Here is a 13,698-nt window from a genome sequence, read left to right as displayed (position 1 = left end):
CATCAGTACAGTCGCGGCTGGCGCTCACTGGCCCGCGGCTATCCCAGCAGGAAGTAACGCACCCACAAGTAGATCGCTGCCACCGCCAGCGAGATCGTGGTGACCAGAATGCCTTTGCGGGTGAATTCCCAGAAGGAAATGGGAGTGCCTGCGCGCCGGGCGATTCCGAGCATGACGACGTTGGCGCTGGCCCCGACGGCGGTAAGATTGCCGCCGAAGTCGGCGCCCAGTGCCAGCGCCCACCACAGCACGTTGGAATCGACCTGACCGGGCATCACCGTGACAAGTTCAGTGACGATCGGCGTCATCGTGGCGACATACGGAATGTTGTCGATGATGCCGGACACCGGCGCTGACACGCCGATGATCAGCATCACCGTGAGTAGTTCATTACCGCCGGTTAATTCGATCGCCCCGCGCGCCAGCTTCTCGACGATGCCGGTCTTCACCAACGCGCCGACCATGATGAACAAGCCGGCGAAGAACATCAGAGTTTCCCACTCGACGCTGGATAGGTAGTCCGAACTGTCCAGGCCCGAAATCACGATGAGGACGCCGGCGCCCAGCAACGCCACGACCGACGGCTGGATATGCAGCAGCGGGTGGGCGACGAAAGCGGTGAACACCGCTAGCAGGACGACGCCGCACTTGATGAGCAGCTTGCGGTCGCGGATCGCCTCGCGCTCGTTGAGCGACATTACGTCGGCGACCCGGTCGGGCTTGACCGTAACGGGACGAAACAGGCGGGGGAGCAGAGCGACGAAGACGATCATCACCACGATAACTACCGGCGCCATGTGCACCAGGAAGTCGTTGAACGACAGCCCCGCCCGGCTAGCGATGATGATGTTGGGCGGGTCGCCGACCAACGTCGCCGCGCCGCCGATGTTGGACGCGAAGACTTCGGCGATCAGAAACGGCGACGCGTCGATTGCCAGCCGGTCACACACCAGCAGCGTGACCGGAGCAATCAACAACACTGTGGTGACGTTGTCGAGCAAGGCCGACCCGAAAGCCATCACCAGCACCAGCAGAATCATGATGCGCAGCGGGGAGCCATTCGCGCGTTTGACGGCCCAGATCGCGACGTATTCGAAAACACCGGTCTGTCGTAGGACGCTGACGATGATCATCATGCCCAGCAGTAGAAAGACGACGTCCCAGTCGATTCCGGTCTCGGGCGAGTAGAAGGCGTCATGTGAGCGGACGACCCCGAGTGCGAGCATGATCGCCGCCCCCGACAGTGCTGCCCGGGTCTTGCTCACCCGGTCACTGGCGATGAGCGCATAGGTGATGACGAACACCGTGACTGCGATGATGTTCACGGGATGTCCCACCAATCCTTATGCGCGCCGCCGATGGCGGCGTCAGCCCTAGCAATACCCGGCGTATGCAACGGTTAGCCCAACACGAAGTAGCGGACCCACAGGTAGATCGCCGCCAACGCGACCGAGACCGCGGTAACCACAATGCCTTTGCGGGTGAATTCCCAAAATGAGATAGGAGTGCCTGCGCGCCGGGCGATTCCGAGCATGACGACGTTGGCGCTGGCTCCCACTGCGGTGAGGTTGCCCCCGAAGTCGGCACCCAGGGCAAGTGCCCACCATAACGTGTCGGGGTTGATGTGACCGGGCATGACCGCAGCCAGCTCGGCGACAATGGGCGTCATCGTCGCGACGTAGGGGATGTTGTCGATGATGCCGGACACGGGCGCCGAGATGCCGAGAATCAGGAATACGGTGGACAACTCGTTTCCGGCGGTCAAGTTGGTCGCCGCCCGCGCCAGCTGATAGACGACACCGGTTTTTACCAGGGCACCGATCATGATGAACAGCCCGGCAAAGAAAAGCAGTGTTTCCCATTCGACGCTGGATAGATAATCGGACCGCTCCAGCCCGGAGATCACCACCAGGATGCCAGCGCCCACCAGCGCCACCATGGATGGTTTCATATGCAGTGCCGAATTTGCGACGAAGGCCGTGAACACCGCCACGAGGACGACACCACACTTGATCAGCAGCCTGTGATCGCGAATGGCTTCCTTTTCTTCCAACGACATGACGTCGCCGATCCGCGTGGGATCGGCGGTAAATGCGCCGGGAAACAGGCGCGGCACGATTAGGATGAACGCCGCTAGCACGATTATCACGATCGGGGCCAGATTGATCAGGAAGTCGTTGAACGAAAGCCCGCCCTTGCTGGCGATGACGATGTTGGGGGGGTCGCCGACCAATGTCGCGGTGCCGCCGATGTTCGATGCGAAAGCTTCGGCCATCAAGAACGGGTTCGCGTTGATCGCCAACCGGTCGCACACCAGCAGGGTCACCGGGGCGATGAGCAAGACCGTGGTGACGTTGTCCAGCATCGCTGATGCGATCGCGGTGACCAGCACTAACAAGATCATGATGCGCACGGGCGAGCCGCCAGCCCGTTTGGCCGCCCAGATCGCGACGTATTCGAACACCCCGGTCTGCCGCAGCACGCTGACGATGATCATCATGCCCAGCAGCAAAAAGATGACGTCCCAATCGATTCCGGTCTCGTGAGAATAGAAGACGTCTTCGGAATTGATGACGGGTAGGGCAACTACGATCGCCGCACCGGCCAGCGCTACCAGCGTCTTGTTGATGCGTTCGCTGGCGATCAGCGCATAGGCGACCACAAATACGCAGACCGCGATGACACTCATCGGGTGGTCACCTGTGTTGGTGCCGGGACACCGATTATCGCCGAGACCTTCGAGATCAACGCTTCAGCGCCGCTGCCAGGAGGCGCGATGCCGTGATCACCCCGAGCAGACTGCCGTCTTTGACCACCGGGAGGAGCGGGCTGCGCAGCCGAGCCATGATCGCGGCCACTTCGATGATGGTGTCGTCGGCATTGACCGGAGGAACGTCGACCAGGTGGTCCGGCAACACGTCGCGGACTGTCTTGCCGCTCAACTTTTCCGCACAGCGGTCAGCCATCGATTCGTTGAGCACGCCGGCCAGCGAAGGATCGTCCTGGACGTAGCGGGGCACGATGAAGCGCACGACTTGGGAGGCCGGCAGCACTGCGTACGGTTTTCCTGAGGGCTTGGTGACCAAGAGCCCGGGCAGGCGATGCTCTGCGAGCATGCGGGCAGCATCCAGCGCGCTCGAATTGACGTCGACTACCGGAAAATCTTCAGCGATGTCCTCGGCGCGCATATGCCGACGATACGTCGGAGTCGGGGTCGCGGTCAGCCTAGCTGTGGTCATGGTGTTCCTTCGCGTCGTAGGTACCACTCCACGCCGACCAGGCTTCCCGGCTCACCGGTCACCGACGCTACCAAGTGCTCAGCCCATACTGTGGCGCGGGTTCGGCGGAGAGCGCGCGCGAGGGCTAAATGGGCCCTTGCTGCGTACACTGGCGAAATGCTGCAACAGATCCGTGGGCCCGCCGATCTGCAGCACCTATCCCAGGCCCAGCTACGGGAGCTGGCCCAGGAAATCCGCGAGTTCCTGATCCACAAGGTTGCCGCGACCGGGGGACACCTCGGGCCGAACCTGGGGGTCGTGGAACTGACGCTGGCGCTGCATCGGGTGTTCGATTCGCCGCACGACCCGATCATTTTCGACACGGGTCACCAGGCCTACGTCCACAAAATGCTGACCGGACGCGCCCAGGATTTCGAAAGCCTGCGCAAGAAGGGCGGGCTGTCGGGGTATCCGTGCCGCGCCGAAAGCGAACACGACTGGGTGGAGTCCAGCCATGCCAGCGCAGCATTGTCGTATGCCGACGGCCTGGCCAAGGCGTTCGAGTTGACCGGGCACCGCAATCGGCACGTGGTCGCGGTGGTGGGCGACGGCGCGCTCACCGGCGGTATGTGCTGGGAGGCTCTGAACAATATCGCCGGGTCGCACCGGCCGGTGATCATCGTCGTCAACGACAACGGCCGCAGCTACGCCCCGACCATCGGCGGCGTCGCCGATCATCTTGCCACGCTGCGGACGTTGCCGGCCTACGAGCAAATGCTGGAGAAGGGCCGCGACGTGGTGCGGGCGGTGCCGCTGGTCGGTGAGGTCTGCTACCACTTCCTGCACAGCGTCAAAGTCGGCATCAAGGACTCCCTGTCGCCGCAGCTGATGTTCACCGACCTCGGGCTGAAGTACGTAGGCCCCGTCGACGGGCACGACGAACGGGCGGTGGAGGTCGCGTTGCGCAAGGCCCGCGGGTTCGGCCGCCCGGTGATCGTGCATGTGGTCACCCGCAAGGGCATGGGTTATGCCCCGGCCGAAGCCGACGAGGCCGAGCAGATGCACTCCACGGTCCCGATCAACCCGGTCACCGGACAAGCCACCAAGGCGGCCGGTCCGGGCTGGACGGCGACCTTTTCCGACGCGCTGATCAACTACGGCCGGCGGCGCCGCGACATCATTGCCATTACCGCGGCCATGCCCGGACCGACCGGACTGACGGCATTCGGGCAGCGCTTCCCGGACCGGTTGTTCGACGTCGGCATCGCCGAGCAACACGCGATCACCTCGGCCGCCGGACTGGCGATGGGCGGGATGCACCCCGTCGTAGCGATCTATTCGACGTTCCTGAACCGCGCTTTCGACCAGATCATGATGGACGTGGCGCTGCACAAGCTGCCGGTCACCATGGTGCTGGACCGCGCCGGCATCACCGGCTCGGACGGCCCCAGTCACAACGGCATGTGGGACTTGTCGATGCTCAACATCGTGCCCGGCATCCGGGTGGCCGCACCCCGCGACGCCACCCGGCTGCGCGAGGAACTCGGTGAGGCGCTCGACATCAGTGACGGCCCGACGGCCTTGAGGTTCCCGAAAGGCGATGTGGGCGAAGACATTTCGGCTCTCGAGCGGCGGGCGGGTGTCGACGTGCTCGCGGTACCGGCCGACGGCCTGAACCACGATGTGCTGCTCGTGGCGGTAGGCCCGCTGGCCTCGATGGCGTTGGCGGTGGCCAAGCGGCTACACACTCAGGGCATCGGGGTGACGGTGATCGACCCGCGTTGGGTGCTGCCGGTATCCGACGGTGTTCGCGAGCTGGCCGTGCAGCACAAGCTGCTGGTCACGTTGGAGGACAACGGGGTCAACGGCGGCATCGGCTCCGCGGTGTCGGCCGCGTTGCGGCGCGCGGAGATCGACGTGCCGTGCCGTGACGTCGGGCTGCCGCAGGAGTTCTTCGATCACGCCTCACGGGGTGAGGTGCTGGCCGATCTGGGGTTGACCGACCAGGACGTGGCCCTCCGTATCACCGGTTGGGTCGCCGCGCTGGGTACATCCGACGCGGGCGACGAATCGGGCCGGTTTGGCCCCACCGGTTCCGGCGCCCTCGGGCCGGCGTCCGAGATCAGCGAGCACCTCGACTAAGAGCTGTCGCTCGCAAATTCGGCATCGGCCCGGGTTATCGCCGCGGCCAGCACCGGCACCACCAGTTGGCGCTGCCACGCCCGCGCGTGGCCGGCCCGGAGGAACTCGTCGATCGCGTCCGCGGCGCCCTCCCGGGGACCGGCCCATTCCCAGCACAGCCGTCGCACCAACTCGGGTGAGACCAGGTTTTCCGTCGGCACCCGCACCCGCTGCGACAGTTCTGCCAGCGCCGCCCGCACCGCCTCCAACCGTGCGGCGGCGTCGGGTTTCCGCCTGCTCCACCGCGCCGGCAGCGGTGGCCCATTGGCCGACTCGGTCACCTCCGGTGGATGCTGGTTTTCCCGGGCCGCTTCCAGCGCCGCCAGCCAGATCGCGGCATTGCGACGCTGGTTGCGTCCGCCGAACACCGGCAAAGCGACGAGGTCCTCGACCGATCTCGGGTCGGCGACGGCCGCGTCGATGATGGCCGAGTCCGGCAGGATCCGGCGCGGCGCGATGTCGCGCAACTGGGCAATCCGGTCGCGTGCCAGCCACAGCTCGCGAACCGCGGCCAACCCCCGACGGTCGCGCACCTTGTGGATACCGGAGGTGCGGCGCCAGCGGTCCGGCCGCGCCGTCGCCGGCGCCGTCCGCGATTCGTATGTCCGCAGATGCTCGAATTCCTCTGCGGCCCAATCGGTTTTGCCTTGTTCGGTCAGCACCTGCGAGATCGCCGCGCGTAGTTCGATGAGCAGCTCGACGTCCAGGGCGGCGTAGTTCAGCCAGCCCGGCGGCAGCGGGCGCTTGGACCAGTCGGCCGCACCGTGGCCCTTGGCCAGCCCCATCCCCAGCAGCCGCTCGACCATGGTCGCCAAGTTCACCCGATCGAACCCGGCCAGGCGTCCGGCCAGTTCGGTGTCATAGAGCGTCAAGGGCCGCATGCCGACCTCGGCCAGACACGGCAGGTCCTGATCGGCCGAGTGCAGAATCCACTCGTCCTGCCTGAGCACCTCGGCGACCGGCGCCAGCACGGTCGACGCGTCGCCGCCGTGGCTGACCGGGTCGATCAGCACGGTGCCGGCGCCGGCCCGCCGGATCTGGATCAGATAGGCCCGGTTGGAGTAGCGAAAACCCGACGCCCGCTCGGCGTCCACCGCAAAGGGCCCGTGGCCGCGGTCCAAGAGTTCCGCGGCGGCCTCGATCTGGCCGACGGTCACCGAGAGCTCCGGCATCCCGTGTGCCGGACGCAGCAGCGGCGTCGGCCGGGATGCGGTGCTGCCCGACGGTTCGGTCTCCGCGGGAGACGGGTCGGGGCACATGTCAGGCGCGTGACCGCGAGCTCAGGTCGATGACCCCGGTTGGGGGGAGGCCCGCGGCATGCTCGAGAACATCGCAGAACGCCTCGACGTGGCTGCCCACCTCGGGCGTGGTCGCCGTCCACGACGCCCGCAGCTCGAGCTGATGGGCGCGCGGCGGTCCGGAGATATCGCCGTATCGCACCGATGTGGTGGCGGTGACGGTGCCGCCGAGGGCGGTCATGTGCTCGGTGCGCGACTCCAGCGCCTCTACCAGCCAACTCCACGCCACCTCGGGCAGCAACGGATCGATGGCTTCCTGTGAGTCCAGGTCGGCCTGGATGTAGGCGACCAGGCGAATGGTGCCGTCCCAGGCGTCGGAGCCCTCCGGGTCGTAGAGCAGGATGAGCCGGCCAAACGCGTCACCCTCGGACCGCTCGGGGACGATGTCGAGATCGGGATGTTTGACCTCGGCGCCCAGCGCGTAGCTGTAGGGCGCCAGCCGCTGCGGCGGACGGATGGGACCGAGCTCGATCTCCGGGCGCACGGTGACAGCATTCATGGCAGCGACCGCTTCGCGGAACGGGGCCGGCTCGGCTGCGGTCACGAGCGCAGCTCCAGCTTGTCGCTGCGCTCCGCAATGTCGTCGGCGCGGGTCACAAAATCCGACGGTAGACCTAACGTCCGACACCCGCAGACAGGCGCGCCGAATCATGCTCAGCCGCCGGTACCGGCGCCAAATCGCGCCGGACGCTTCTCGCGGTTCGCGGCCAATCCTTCGCGCACGTCAGGGCCGCTGAACCCGAGGAATTCCAGGCCCAGCGACGTTTCGAAGGCGGGCCCGAACATGCGGTACCAGTGATTGAGGCTGTGTTTGGTCCAGCGAATCGCGTGTTGGGCGCCCTGCGCCAGATTCTCGGCAAGGCGCGTCGCGGTGGCGAGCACGTCGTCGTCGTCGACGCACGTCGAGACCAGGCCGATGCGCTCGGCTTCCTCGCCGGACAGCGGCTCACAGGTCAGCAGGTAGTACTTGGCCTTGGCCATGCCCACCAGCAGTGGCCAGCAGATCGCGGCGTGGTCGCCGGCGGCCACCCCGAGCTTGGTGTGGCCGTCGATGATCTTCGCGGTCCGGCCCGCCACCGAGATGTCGGCCAGCAGGGCCACCACCAGACCCGCGCCGACGGCCGGGCCGCGGATCGCCGAGACCACCGGCTTGTCCAGGTTGACCAGGTTGAACACCAGATCTCGGGCCTCGCGCATGATGCGGACCCGGTCTTCGAAGTCGCCCATGGTCTGGTCGATCAGGTCGAAACTGCCGCCGGAGGAAAACGCTTTGCCTTCACCGCGCACCAGCACCACCCGCACGGCCGGATCGCGGTCGATCACCGGCCAGATGTCGGCCAGGTCGCGGTGCATCTGCGGCCCGACCGAATTCAGGCCGGGGGAGTCCAGAATCAGGTTCAGCACGCCGTTTTCGTTGTGTTCTATTCGTAGACTTGGGAACTCGTCGTAGTCGACTGGCGGGTGGCGCACTGGCATACCAGGATGTTACGCACGGGCTGATCGGCTGCCGACCAGGGCGCCTGCCCGCACGTCACCGCGCACGATCCGCTCGGCCAGCCGCGATGCGAGCGCCATGATGGTCAGCGCCGGGTTGGCGCTGCCCTGGGTGGGGCACACCGAGCCGTCGGCGATGAACAGGTTGGGCACTGCCCAGGTTCGCTGGTCGGAGTTGACGACGCTGGTCTGCGGGTCGCTGCCCATCCGGGCACCGCCGATGAGGTGGGCGAAGCGCTGGATGGTCAGCACGTCCTGCGCGCCGGCGGCGTGCAGGATGTTGGAGATCACCTGGGTGGAGTACCCCATGTTGGCCTTGTCGTTGTCCGACAGGTGGTAGTCGAACCGGGCCACGGGCAGCCCGTATTGATCGGTCTCGTCGGCGAGGGTGACGCGGTTGTCCTCGTGTGGCAGCAGCTCGTTGAGTACACCGATGGTGGACCAGTGGTTGTAGTCACGCATGTATTCGCGCAGCGCCGCACCCCAATGCCCGTCGGCGAGCACATGCTCGGCCCAGCCGATCGGCAGCGGCGAGACGGTCTGGATGGAAAACCCCCGGGCGAAACCGCGGTCGGGATCAGTTTCGTAGAACTGCTCCGAGGACACCTCCGGCGGCGGCGCCTTGTACATCCGCAGTTCCTCCGGCCACCGGCCCGCGGTCTGCGAGGCGCCCTGCACCATCACGTAGCGGCCCACCTGGTCGTGGTTGTTGCACAAGCCGTTGGGGAACCGCGGACTGGCGGAGTTGAGCAACAACCGCGGAGTTTCGATCGAATAGCAGGCCACCGCGACCACCTTGGCCCGCTGACACCGCTCACGACCCCGAACCTCGTCGAAATACGTTACCCCGCTTGCATTTCCGTTCTCGTCGAGCTCGATCCGGCTGGCCATGCAGCTCGCCCGGATCTCGACACCGTGCGCCAGCGCGTCGGGCAGGTGGGTGACGTACGGGCTGGCCTTGGCGTTGACCTTGCAGCCCTGCAGGCAATAGCCGCGGTAGATGCAGTGCGGCCGGTTGCCGAAGGTGCCGTTGACGATGCCGACCGGGCCGACCCGCATCTCGATGCCAAGTCGCATCGCGCCTTCCCACAGCTTCATCGCGGCCCCCGACACCGGGTGCGGCGCATGCGGATAGCGATGCGGATCGCCCCACGGCCAGTCCTGACCGGCCACCGGCAGCTCGAGCTCGAGGCGCTCGTAGTGCGGGCGCAGGTCGGCGTAGCTGATCGGCCAGTCGGCGCCGACCCGGTCGCGGCTATAGGTCTCGAAGTCGCTGGGATGGAAGCGCGGCGTGTAGCCGGCGTAGTGCACCATCGACCCGCCCACGCCGCGCCCGGAGTTGTTCTTGCCCAGCTCGACCGGATCCGATCCGCCGATGATCCGCTTCTGCGTCCAATACAGCGGGTGGGAGCCGGCTTCGTCGGACACCCAGTCCTCGTCCGGGTGCCAGAACGGGCCGGCCTCCAGGATGACGATGCGCCAGCCGGCCCGCGCCAGTCGCTGGGCCAGCACCGAACCGCCCGCGCCGGCGCCGACGACCACCAGGTCGACCTCCTCGTCGTCGGAGTAGCGGCGCATGGTGGACTCGCCGGGGAGGTCACGGGAGTGCACGTCGAGCAGGAACCGCGAATCGTTGTCGCGCGGCCCGAGCGAGCCCTTGAGCAGCCCGCGCCAGAAATCACCCATCGATGTGTTCCTGTTCGACGGTTCTGACCGGATCTTCGGAGGTGGCTCCCGGGGCCTCGAACGGCTCACGGCTGCCCACACCGCCCAGCCGCATGAACCCGCGAGGATAGGCCGGGCCGCCGAAGCCGATCTCGTTCCACGCCCACGGATGACTGTAGAAGCCGCTCAACGTCATCCGCATCGCCACCGACCAGGCCCGGGAGACGTTCAACTTCTCCCAACTGCCGCCGGACAGCTCGCCGTCGGCGAACCGCTGCACGACGGATTCGCGGGTCGCGAGATCGGCCGCCGCGAACGACTCCACCCCGGAGGCGGTCTCGCGGGCTGTCTCGTCGAGACCCGAGAGCACCAGCCGCCAGGTGTCGCGGTCGTCGGGCATATCGGCGTATTGATAGCCGTCCAGCCGGCCATCGGCGAGCTTGGCATCGACGAACTCGGCCACCGGGATCCGTGGCTCGGCGTCCTGAGCCAACACGGTGTCGCAGAACGCGCGCAGCGTCGGCTCCTGCGACTCGTCGAAGAATCGCAACGGCCCCGGCTCGTCCAGCCGGGCCAGCACCACCTTTCGGGTGGCCTCGTCCCAGGTGTCGGCCGTCGACAGCACGTCGTAGTCGGGATAGCGGCCGATCATCTGTGGGGTGGCGCCGCGGCGCTGACGCGGTAGCCAGGACGGATGCAGCGGCTTGCCGTCCGGTCGCAGTTTTGGCAGGTGGTGCCCGGTTGAGATGTCAGGCACGGCAGCTACTTCTCCCGCCGCAGGACCGCGGCTAGCAGACCCATCGCCCCGACGATGCTCATCAGGCCGGGCGCGGCGATGGGCGGACCCATCGGCACGTTGTAGTTGTACAGCCGCCAACCGCCGGGGCGGCGCGCGACACCGCGCGCGTGGAAGTATTCGCCCAGCAGGCCGTTCGCCGCGTATATCGCCGCGGTCGCCGGCAGCCACCGCTTGGCCCAGCGCTTGGAGAACACTCCGCCCACCCCGGCGACCACCACCGGCGGGGTGACGACGATCGGGCTCCACATCCATTTGTTGCCGAAGCTGGCGCGATAGTGCTCGAAGTACACCTCCGCGGTGGTCACCAGCGCCGCGAACGCCGTCAAGCCCGACAGCGACCGCTCGAAGCGACCGTGGGCGACGTTGTGCAACACCCGGTCGACGAAATACTCCGCCTCCTCGACCAAATGCCCGCTGGGTGCCGAATTTCGAGTCAGCAACATGAACCCGTCTCCTTGCCTGCCGTCTATGGGTCTTCGAGGGGCGAATGTCCGCGCAATGCAGCGACCGCCGTATTGGGCAGTACCCAGACAACCCGGAGGGCACACCTGGTTGCGGGCCCGTCATGGCAGCATTGGGGCCAGTGAATACTCCTGCGCGTACCCGACGCGAGCTTCCGCACTCGCCCTATCTGGCGGCGGTGGCCGGCCGCAAACCCAGCCGAGTGCCGGTGTGGTTCATGCGGCAGGCCGGCCGGTCGCTGCCCGAGTACCGGGCGCTGCGCCAACGCCACAGCATGCTGGACGCCTGTCTGGAGCCGGACGTGGCCTGCGAGATCACTCTGCAGCCGGTGCGGCGCTATGGTGTGGACGCGGCGATCCTGTTCTCCGACATCGTGGTGCCGTTGCGGGCGGCCGGTGTGGAGCTGGATATCGTCGCCGACGTCGGACCGGTGATCACTCACCCGGTGCGCACCGCCGCCGATATCGACCGCATCAAACCCCTTGACTCACAAGCGATTCAGCCGGTAATGGAGACCGTTCAGCTGTTGGTGGCGGCGCTGGGCGACGTCGCGCTGATCGGTTTCGCCGGTGCGCCGTTCACGCTGGCCTCCTACCTGATCGAGGGCGGACCCAGCCGCCATTACGTCCGCACCAAGGCGATGATGCTGGCCGAGCCGGCCAGCTGGCATGCGCTGATGAGCAAGCTGACCGACCTCACCATCGCGTTTCTGCGCGGACAGATCGACTCCGGCGTGGACGCCATTCAGGTGTTCGACTCGTGGGCGGGAATGTTGTCGCTGGCCGACTACCGCCAATACGTGTTGCCGCACAGTGCACGGGTGTTCGGCACGCTGGCTGAACACGGCGTGCCGATGACGCATTTCGGGGTCGGCACCGCCGAGCTGCTGGGCGCCATGTCGGAGGCCCTCAAACCGGCAACGGCGACCGTCGTCGGCGTTGACTGGCGGACCGCGCTGGCCGATGCGGCCGCCAGGGTGCAGCCGGGTACCGCGCTGCAGGGCAACCTCGATCCGGTGGTGCTGCTGGCGGGCTGGCCGGTGGTGGAACGCGCCGCCCGCGCCGTCGTCGACGACGGACGCCGTGCCGTCGACGCGGGCGCCGCCGGGCATGTCTTCAATCTTGGCCACGGAGTGCTGCCGCAGACCGATCCGGGGGTACTGACCGAACTGGTTTCGCTGGTCCACTCGCTATGAATCGGCGCTCGTATTGTGTTGTGGGCGGCGGTATTTCAGGTTTGACGGCGGCCTATCGGTTGCGGGCCGCCGGCGGTGACGACGCGATGATCACGTTGTTCGACCCCGCTGACCGGCTCGGCGGGATACTGCGCACCGAGCTGGTCGGCGGGCAACCCATGGATCTGGGCGCCGAAGCGTTCGTGCTGCGCCGGCCCGAAGTGCCGGCGCTGCTGGCCGAGCTCGGCCTGGCCGGCCGGCAACGGACCACCACCGGTGCCCGGCCGCTGATCTACAGCGGCCAGCAGCTGCATGCGTTGCCGTCGGGCACGGTGGTGGGAATCCCGTCGTCGGCGTTGTCGCTGGCGGGCCTCGTCGACGAGGCCACGATGGCGCGCATCGAGGACGAGCCCGCTCGGCCGTTCTGCTGGCGCCCGGGTAGCGATCCCGCGGTGGCCGAGTTGGTGGCCGACCGGTTCGGCGAGCAGACGGTGGCCCGATCGGTGGACCCGTTGCTGTGCGGGGTGTATGCGGGCTCGGCGGCGACGATCGGGCTGCGCGCCGCGGCCCCCAACCTGGCGGCAGCGCTCGATCGTGGCGCCGCCAGCGTGACCGACGCGGTTCGGCAGGCGTTGCCGCCCGCCGGCGATGGACCGGTGTTCGGTGCGCTCGACGGTGGCTACCGGGTGCTGGTCGACGAGCTGGTCGCCCGTAGCCGGGCGCGGAGAGTGCGCGCCGCGGTGGTGGAGATCGGCCGAAGCGGTCATGGCTGGGAGTTGCACGACGACACCGGTGCTCGTTGGCATGCCGATGCGGTGATCCTGGCCATCCCGGCCCCGCGCCTGGTGCTATTGGTCGACGAAATCGCGCCGCGTAGCGCCGCGGCCGCCCGCCGGATCACGAGCGCCTCGTCAGCGGTGGTGGCGCTCGCGGTGCCGCTCGACACCCCGTTTCCGCAGTGTTCCGGTGTGCTGGTGGCCAGCGGCGAGCGGTTGCGGGCCAAGGCGATCACCTTGTCGTCACGCAAGTGGGGCCCGCGAGGGAACACGCAGCTACTGCGGCTGTCGTTCGGCCGCTTCGGTGACGACTTGGCCGACCGCGCGTCCGACGAGGAACTCCTGGCCTGGGCGCGCGACGACCTGGCCACGGTGTTCGGCGTGACCGTGCACCCGATCGAATGTCGCGTGCAGCGCTGGATCGAGGCGATGCCGCAGTACGGGCCGGGTCATGCGGATCTGGTCGCTGAGGTGCGTGCCGGCCTGCCTTCGGGATTGGCCGTTGCAGGCAGCTACCTCGACGGGATCGGGGTGCCGGCCTGCGTGGCGGCCGCGGGCCGGGCGGTCACCGGCCTCCTCGAGGCCTTGTGAAACTCCGAGCAGGCCGGGCCGCACAAGTGGCACGATAGGT

The 13,698-nt window shown here is 67.2% G+C and carries 11 protein-coding genes and 1 pseudogene; 3 read left to right on the top strand and 9 right to left on the bottom strand.

From position 1 onward, the window contains the following. Positions 1–38: 38 nt before the first annotated feature. The 3 genes from CDN38_RS03495 to CDN38_RS03485 all read right to left on the bottom strand — a co-directional run bounded on the left by CDN38_RS03495 (position 39) and on the right by CDN38_RS03485 (position 3,188). A complete protein-coding gene (locus CDN38_RS03495; protein ID WP_075511225.1) occupies positions 39–1,325 on the bottom strand; it encodes an ArsB/NhaD family transporter in 1,287 nt (428 codons plus the stop codon). Positions 1,326–1,399: 74 nt separating this feature from the next. Continuing rightward, positions 1,400–2,689 carry an ArsB/NhaD family transporter gene (locus CDN38_RS03490; protein WP_075511226.1) on the bottom strand — a complete coding sequence of 430 codons (1,290 nt, stop codon included), beginning with the start codon at positions 2,687–2,689 and terminating at the stop codon, positions 1,400–1,402. Positions 2,690–2,744: 55 nt separating this feature from the next. Further along, entirely contained in the window at positions 2,745–3,188 is a 444-nt protein-coding gene (locus tag CDN38_RS03485) for a CBS domain-containing protein (RefSeq protein WP_075511227.1), read from the bottom strand. Positions 3,189–3,395: 207 nt separating this feature from the next. On the opposite strand from CDN38_RS03485, the gene dxs reads away from it, so the two are divergent. Continuing rightward, complete coding sequence (dxs, locus tag CDN38_RS03480) at positions 3,396–5,360, top strand: 1-deoxy-D-xylulose-5-phosphate synthase (protein ID WP_075511228.1); 1,965 nt, start codon at positions 3,396–3,398, stop codon at positions 5,358–5,360. On the opposite strand, the gene CDN38_RS03475 is transcribed toward dxs, so the two are convergent. The 6 genes and pseudogenes from CDN38_RS03475 to CDN38_RS03450 form a co-directional block, all read right to left on the bottom strand. Further along, the gene (locus CDN38_RS03475; RefSeq protein WP_075511229.1) at positions 5,357–6,658 is read right to left on the bottom strand and encodes an HRDC domain-containing protein; all 1,302 of its coding nucleotides are present in this window, start codon (positions 6,656–6,658) and stop codon (positions 5,357–5,359) included. The genes dxs and CDN38_RS03475 overlap by 4 nt on opposite strands. Before the next feature lies 1 nt (position 6,659). Beyond that, positions 6,660–7,294, bottom strand: a pseudogene (locus CDN38_RS03470) (DUF3000 domain-containing protein). Between the two features lie 57 nt (positions 7,295–7,351). Then, the gene (locus CDN38_RS03465) at positions 7,352–8,173 is read right to left on the bottom strand and encodes an enoyl-CoA hydratase/isomerase family protein (protein ID WP_075511231.1); all 822 of its coding nucleotides are present in this window, start codon (positions 8,171–8,173) and stop codon (positions 7,352–7,354) included. 9 nt (positions 8,174–8,182) lie between these two features. Beyond that, positions 8,183–9,877 carry a GMC family oxidoreductase gene (locus tag CDN38_RS03460; protein ID WP_075511232.1) on the bottom strand — a complete coding sequence of 565 codons (1,695 nt, stop codon included), beginning with the start codon at positions 9,875–9,877 and terminating at the stop codon, positions 8,183–8,185. Beyond that, on the bottom strand, positions 9,870–10,613 hold the full coding sequence (locus CDN38_RS03455) for a gluconate 2-dehydrogenase subunit 3 family protein (RefSeq protein ID WP_099318774.1): 744 nt from the start codon (positions 10,611–10,613) through the stop codon (positions 9,870–9,872). Before CDN38_RS03455 ends, CDN38_RS03460 begins: the two co-directional genes overlap by 8 nt. Before the next feature lie 5 nt (positions 10,614–10,618). Beyond that, the gene (locus CDN38_RS03450; protein WP_075511234.1) at positions 10,619–11,098 is read right to left on the bottom strand and encodes a hypothetical protein; all 480 of its coding nucleotides are present in this window, start codon (positions 11,096–11,098) and stop codon (positions 10,619–10,621) included. Positions 11,099–11,220: 122 nt separating this feature from the next. Between CDN38_RS03450 and hemE the strand changes: the two genes are divergently transcribed. Continuing rightward, entirely contained in the window at positions 11,221–12,312 is a 1,092-nt protein-coding gene (hemE, locus tag CDN38_RS03445; RefSeq protein WP_075511235.1) for a uroporphyrinogen decarboxylase, read from the top strand. Continuing rightward, positions 12,309–13,658 (top strand): protoporphyrinogen oxidase, encoded by a 1,350-nt coding sequence (locus tag CDN38_RS03440; protein ID WP_075511236.1) that lies wholly within the window; start codon positions 12,309–12,311, stop codon positions 13,656–13,658. Before hemE ends, CDN38_RS03440 begins: the two co-directional genes overlap by 4 nt. Positions 13,659–13,698: the final 40 nt, after the last annotated feature.

It is taken from the genome of Mycobacterium ostraviense (assembly GCF_002705925.1).
In the GTDB taxonomy this organism is placed as follows: domain Bacteria; phylum Actinomycetota; class Actinomycetes; order Mycobacteriales; family Mycobacteriaceae; genus Mycobacterium; species Mycobacterium ostraviense.
The sequence above is the reverse complement of the archived record's forward strand: the minus strand, read 5'-3'. Positions and strand labels throughout refer to the sequence as shown.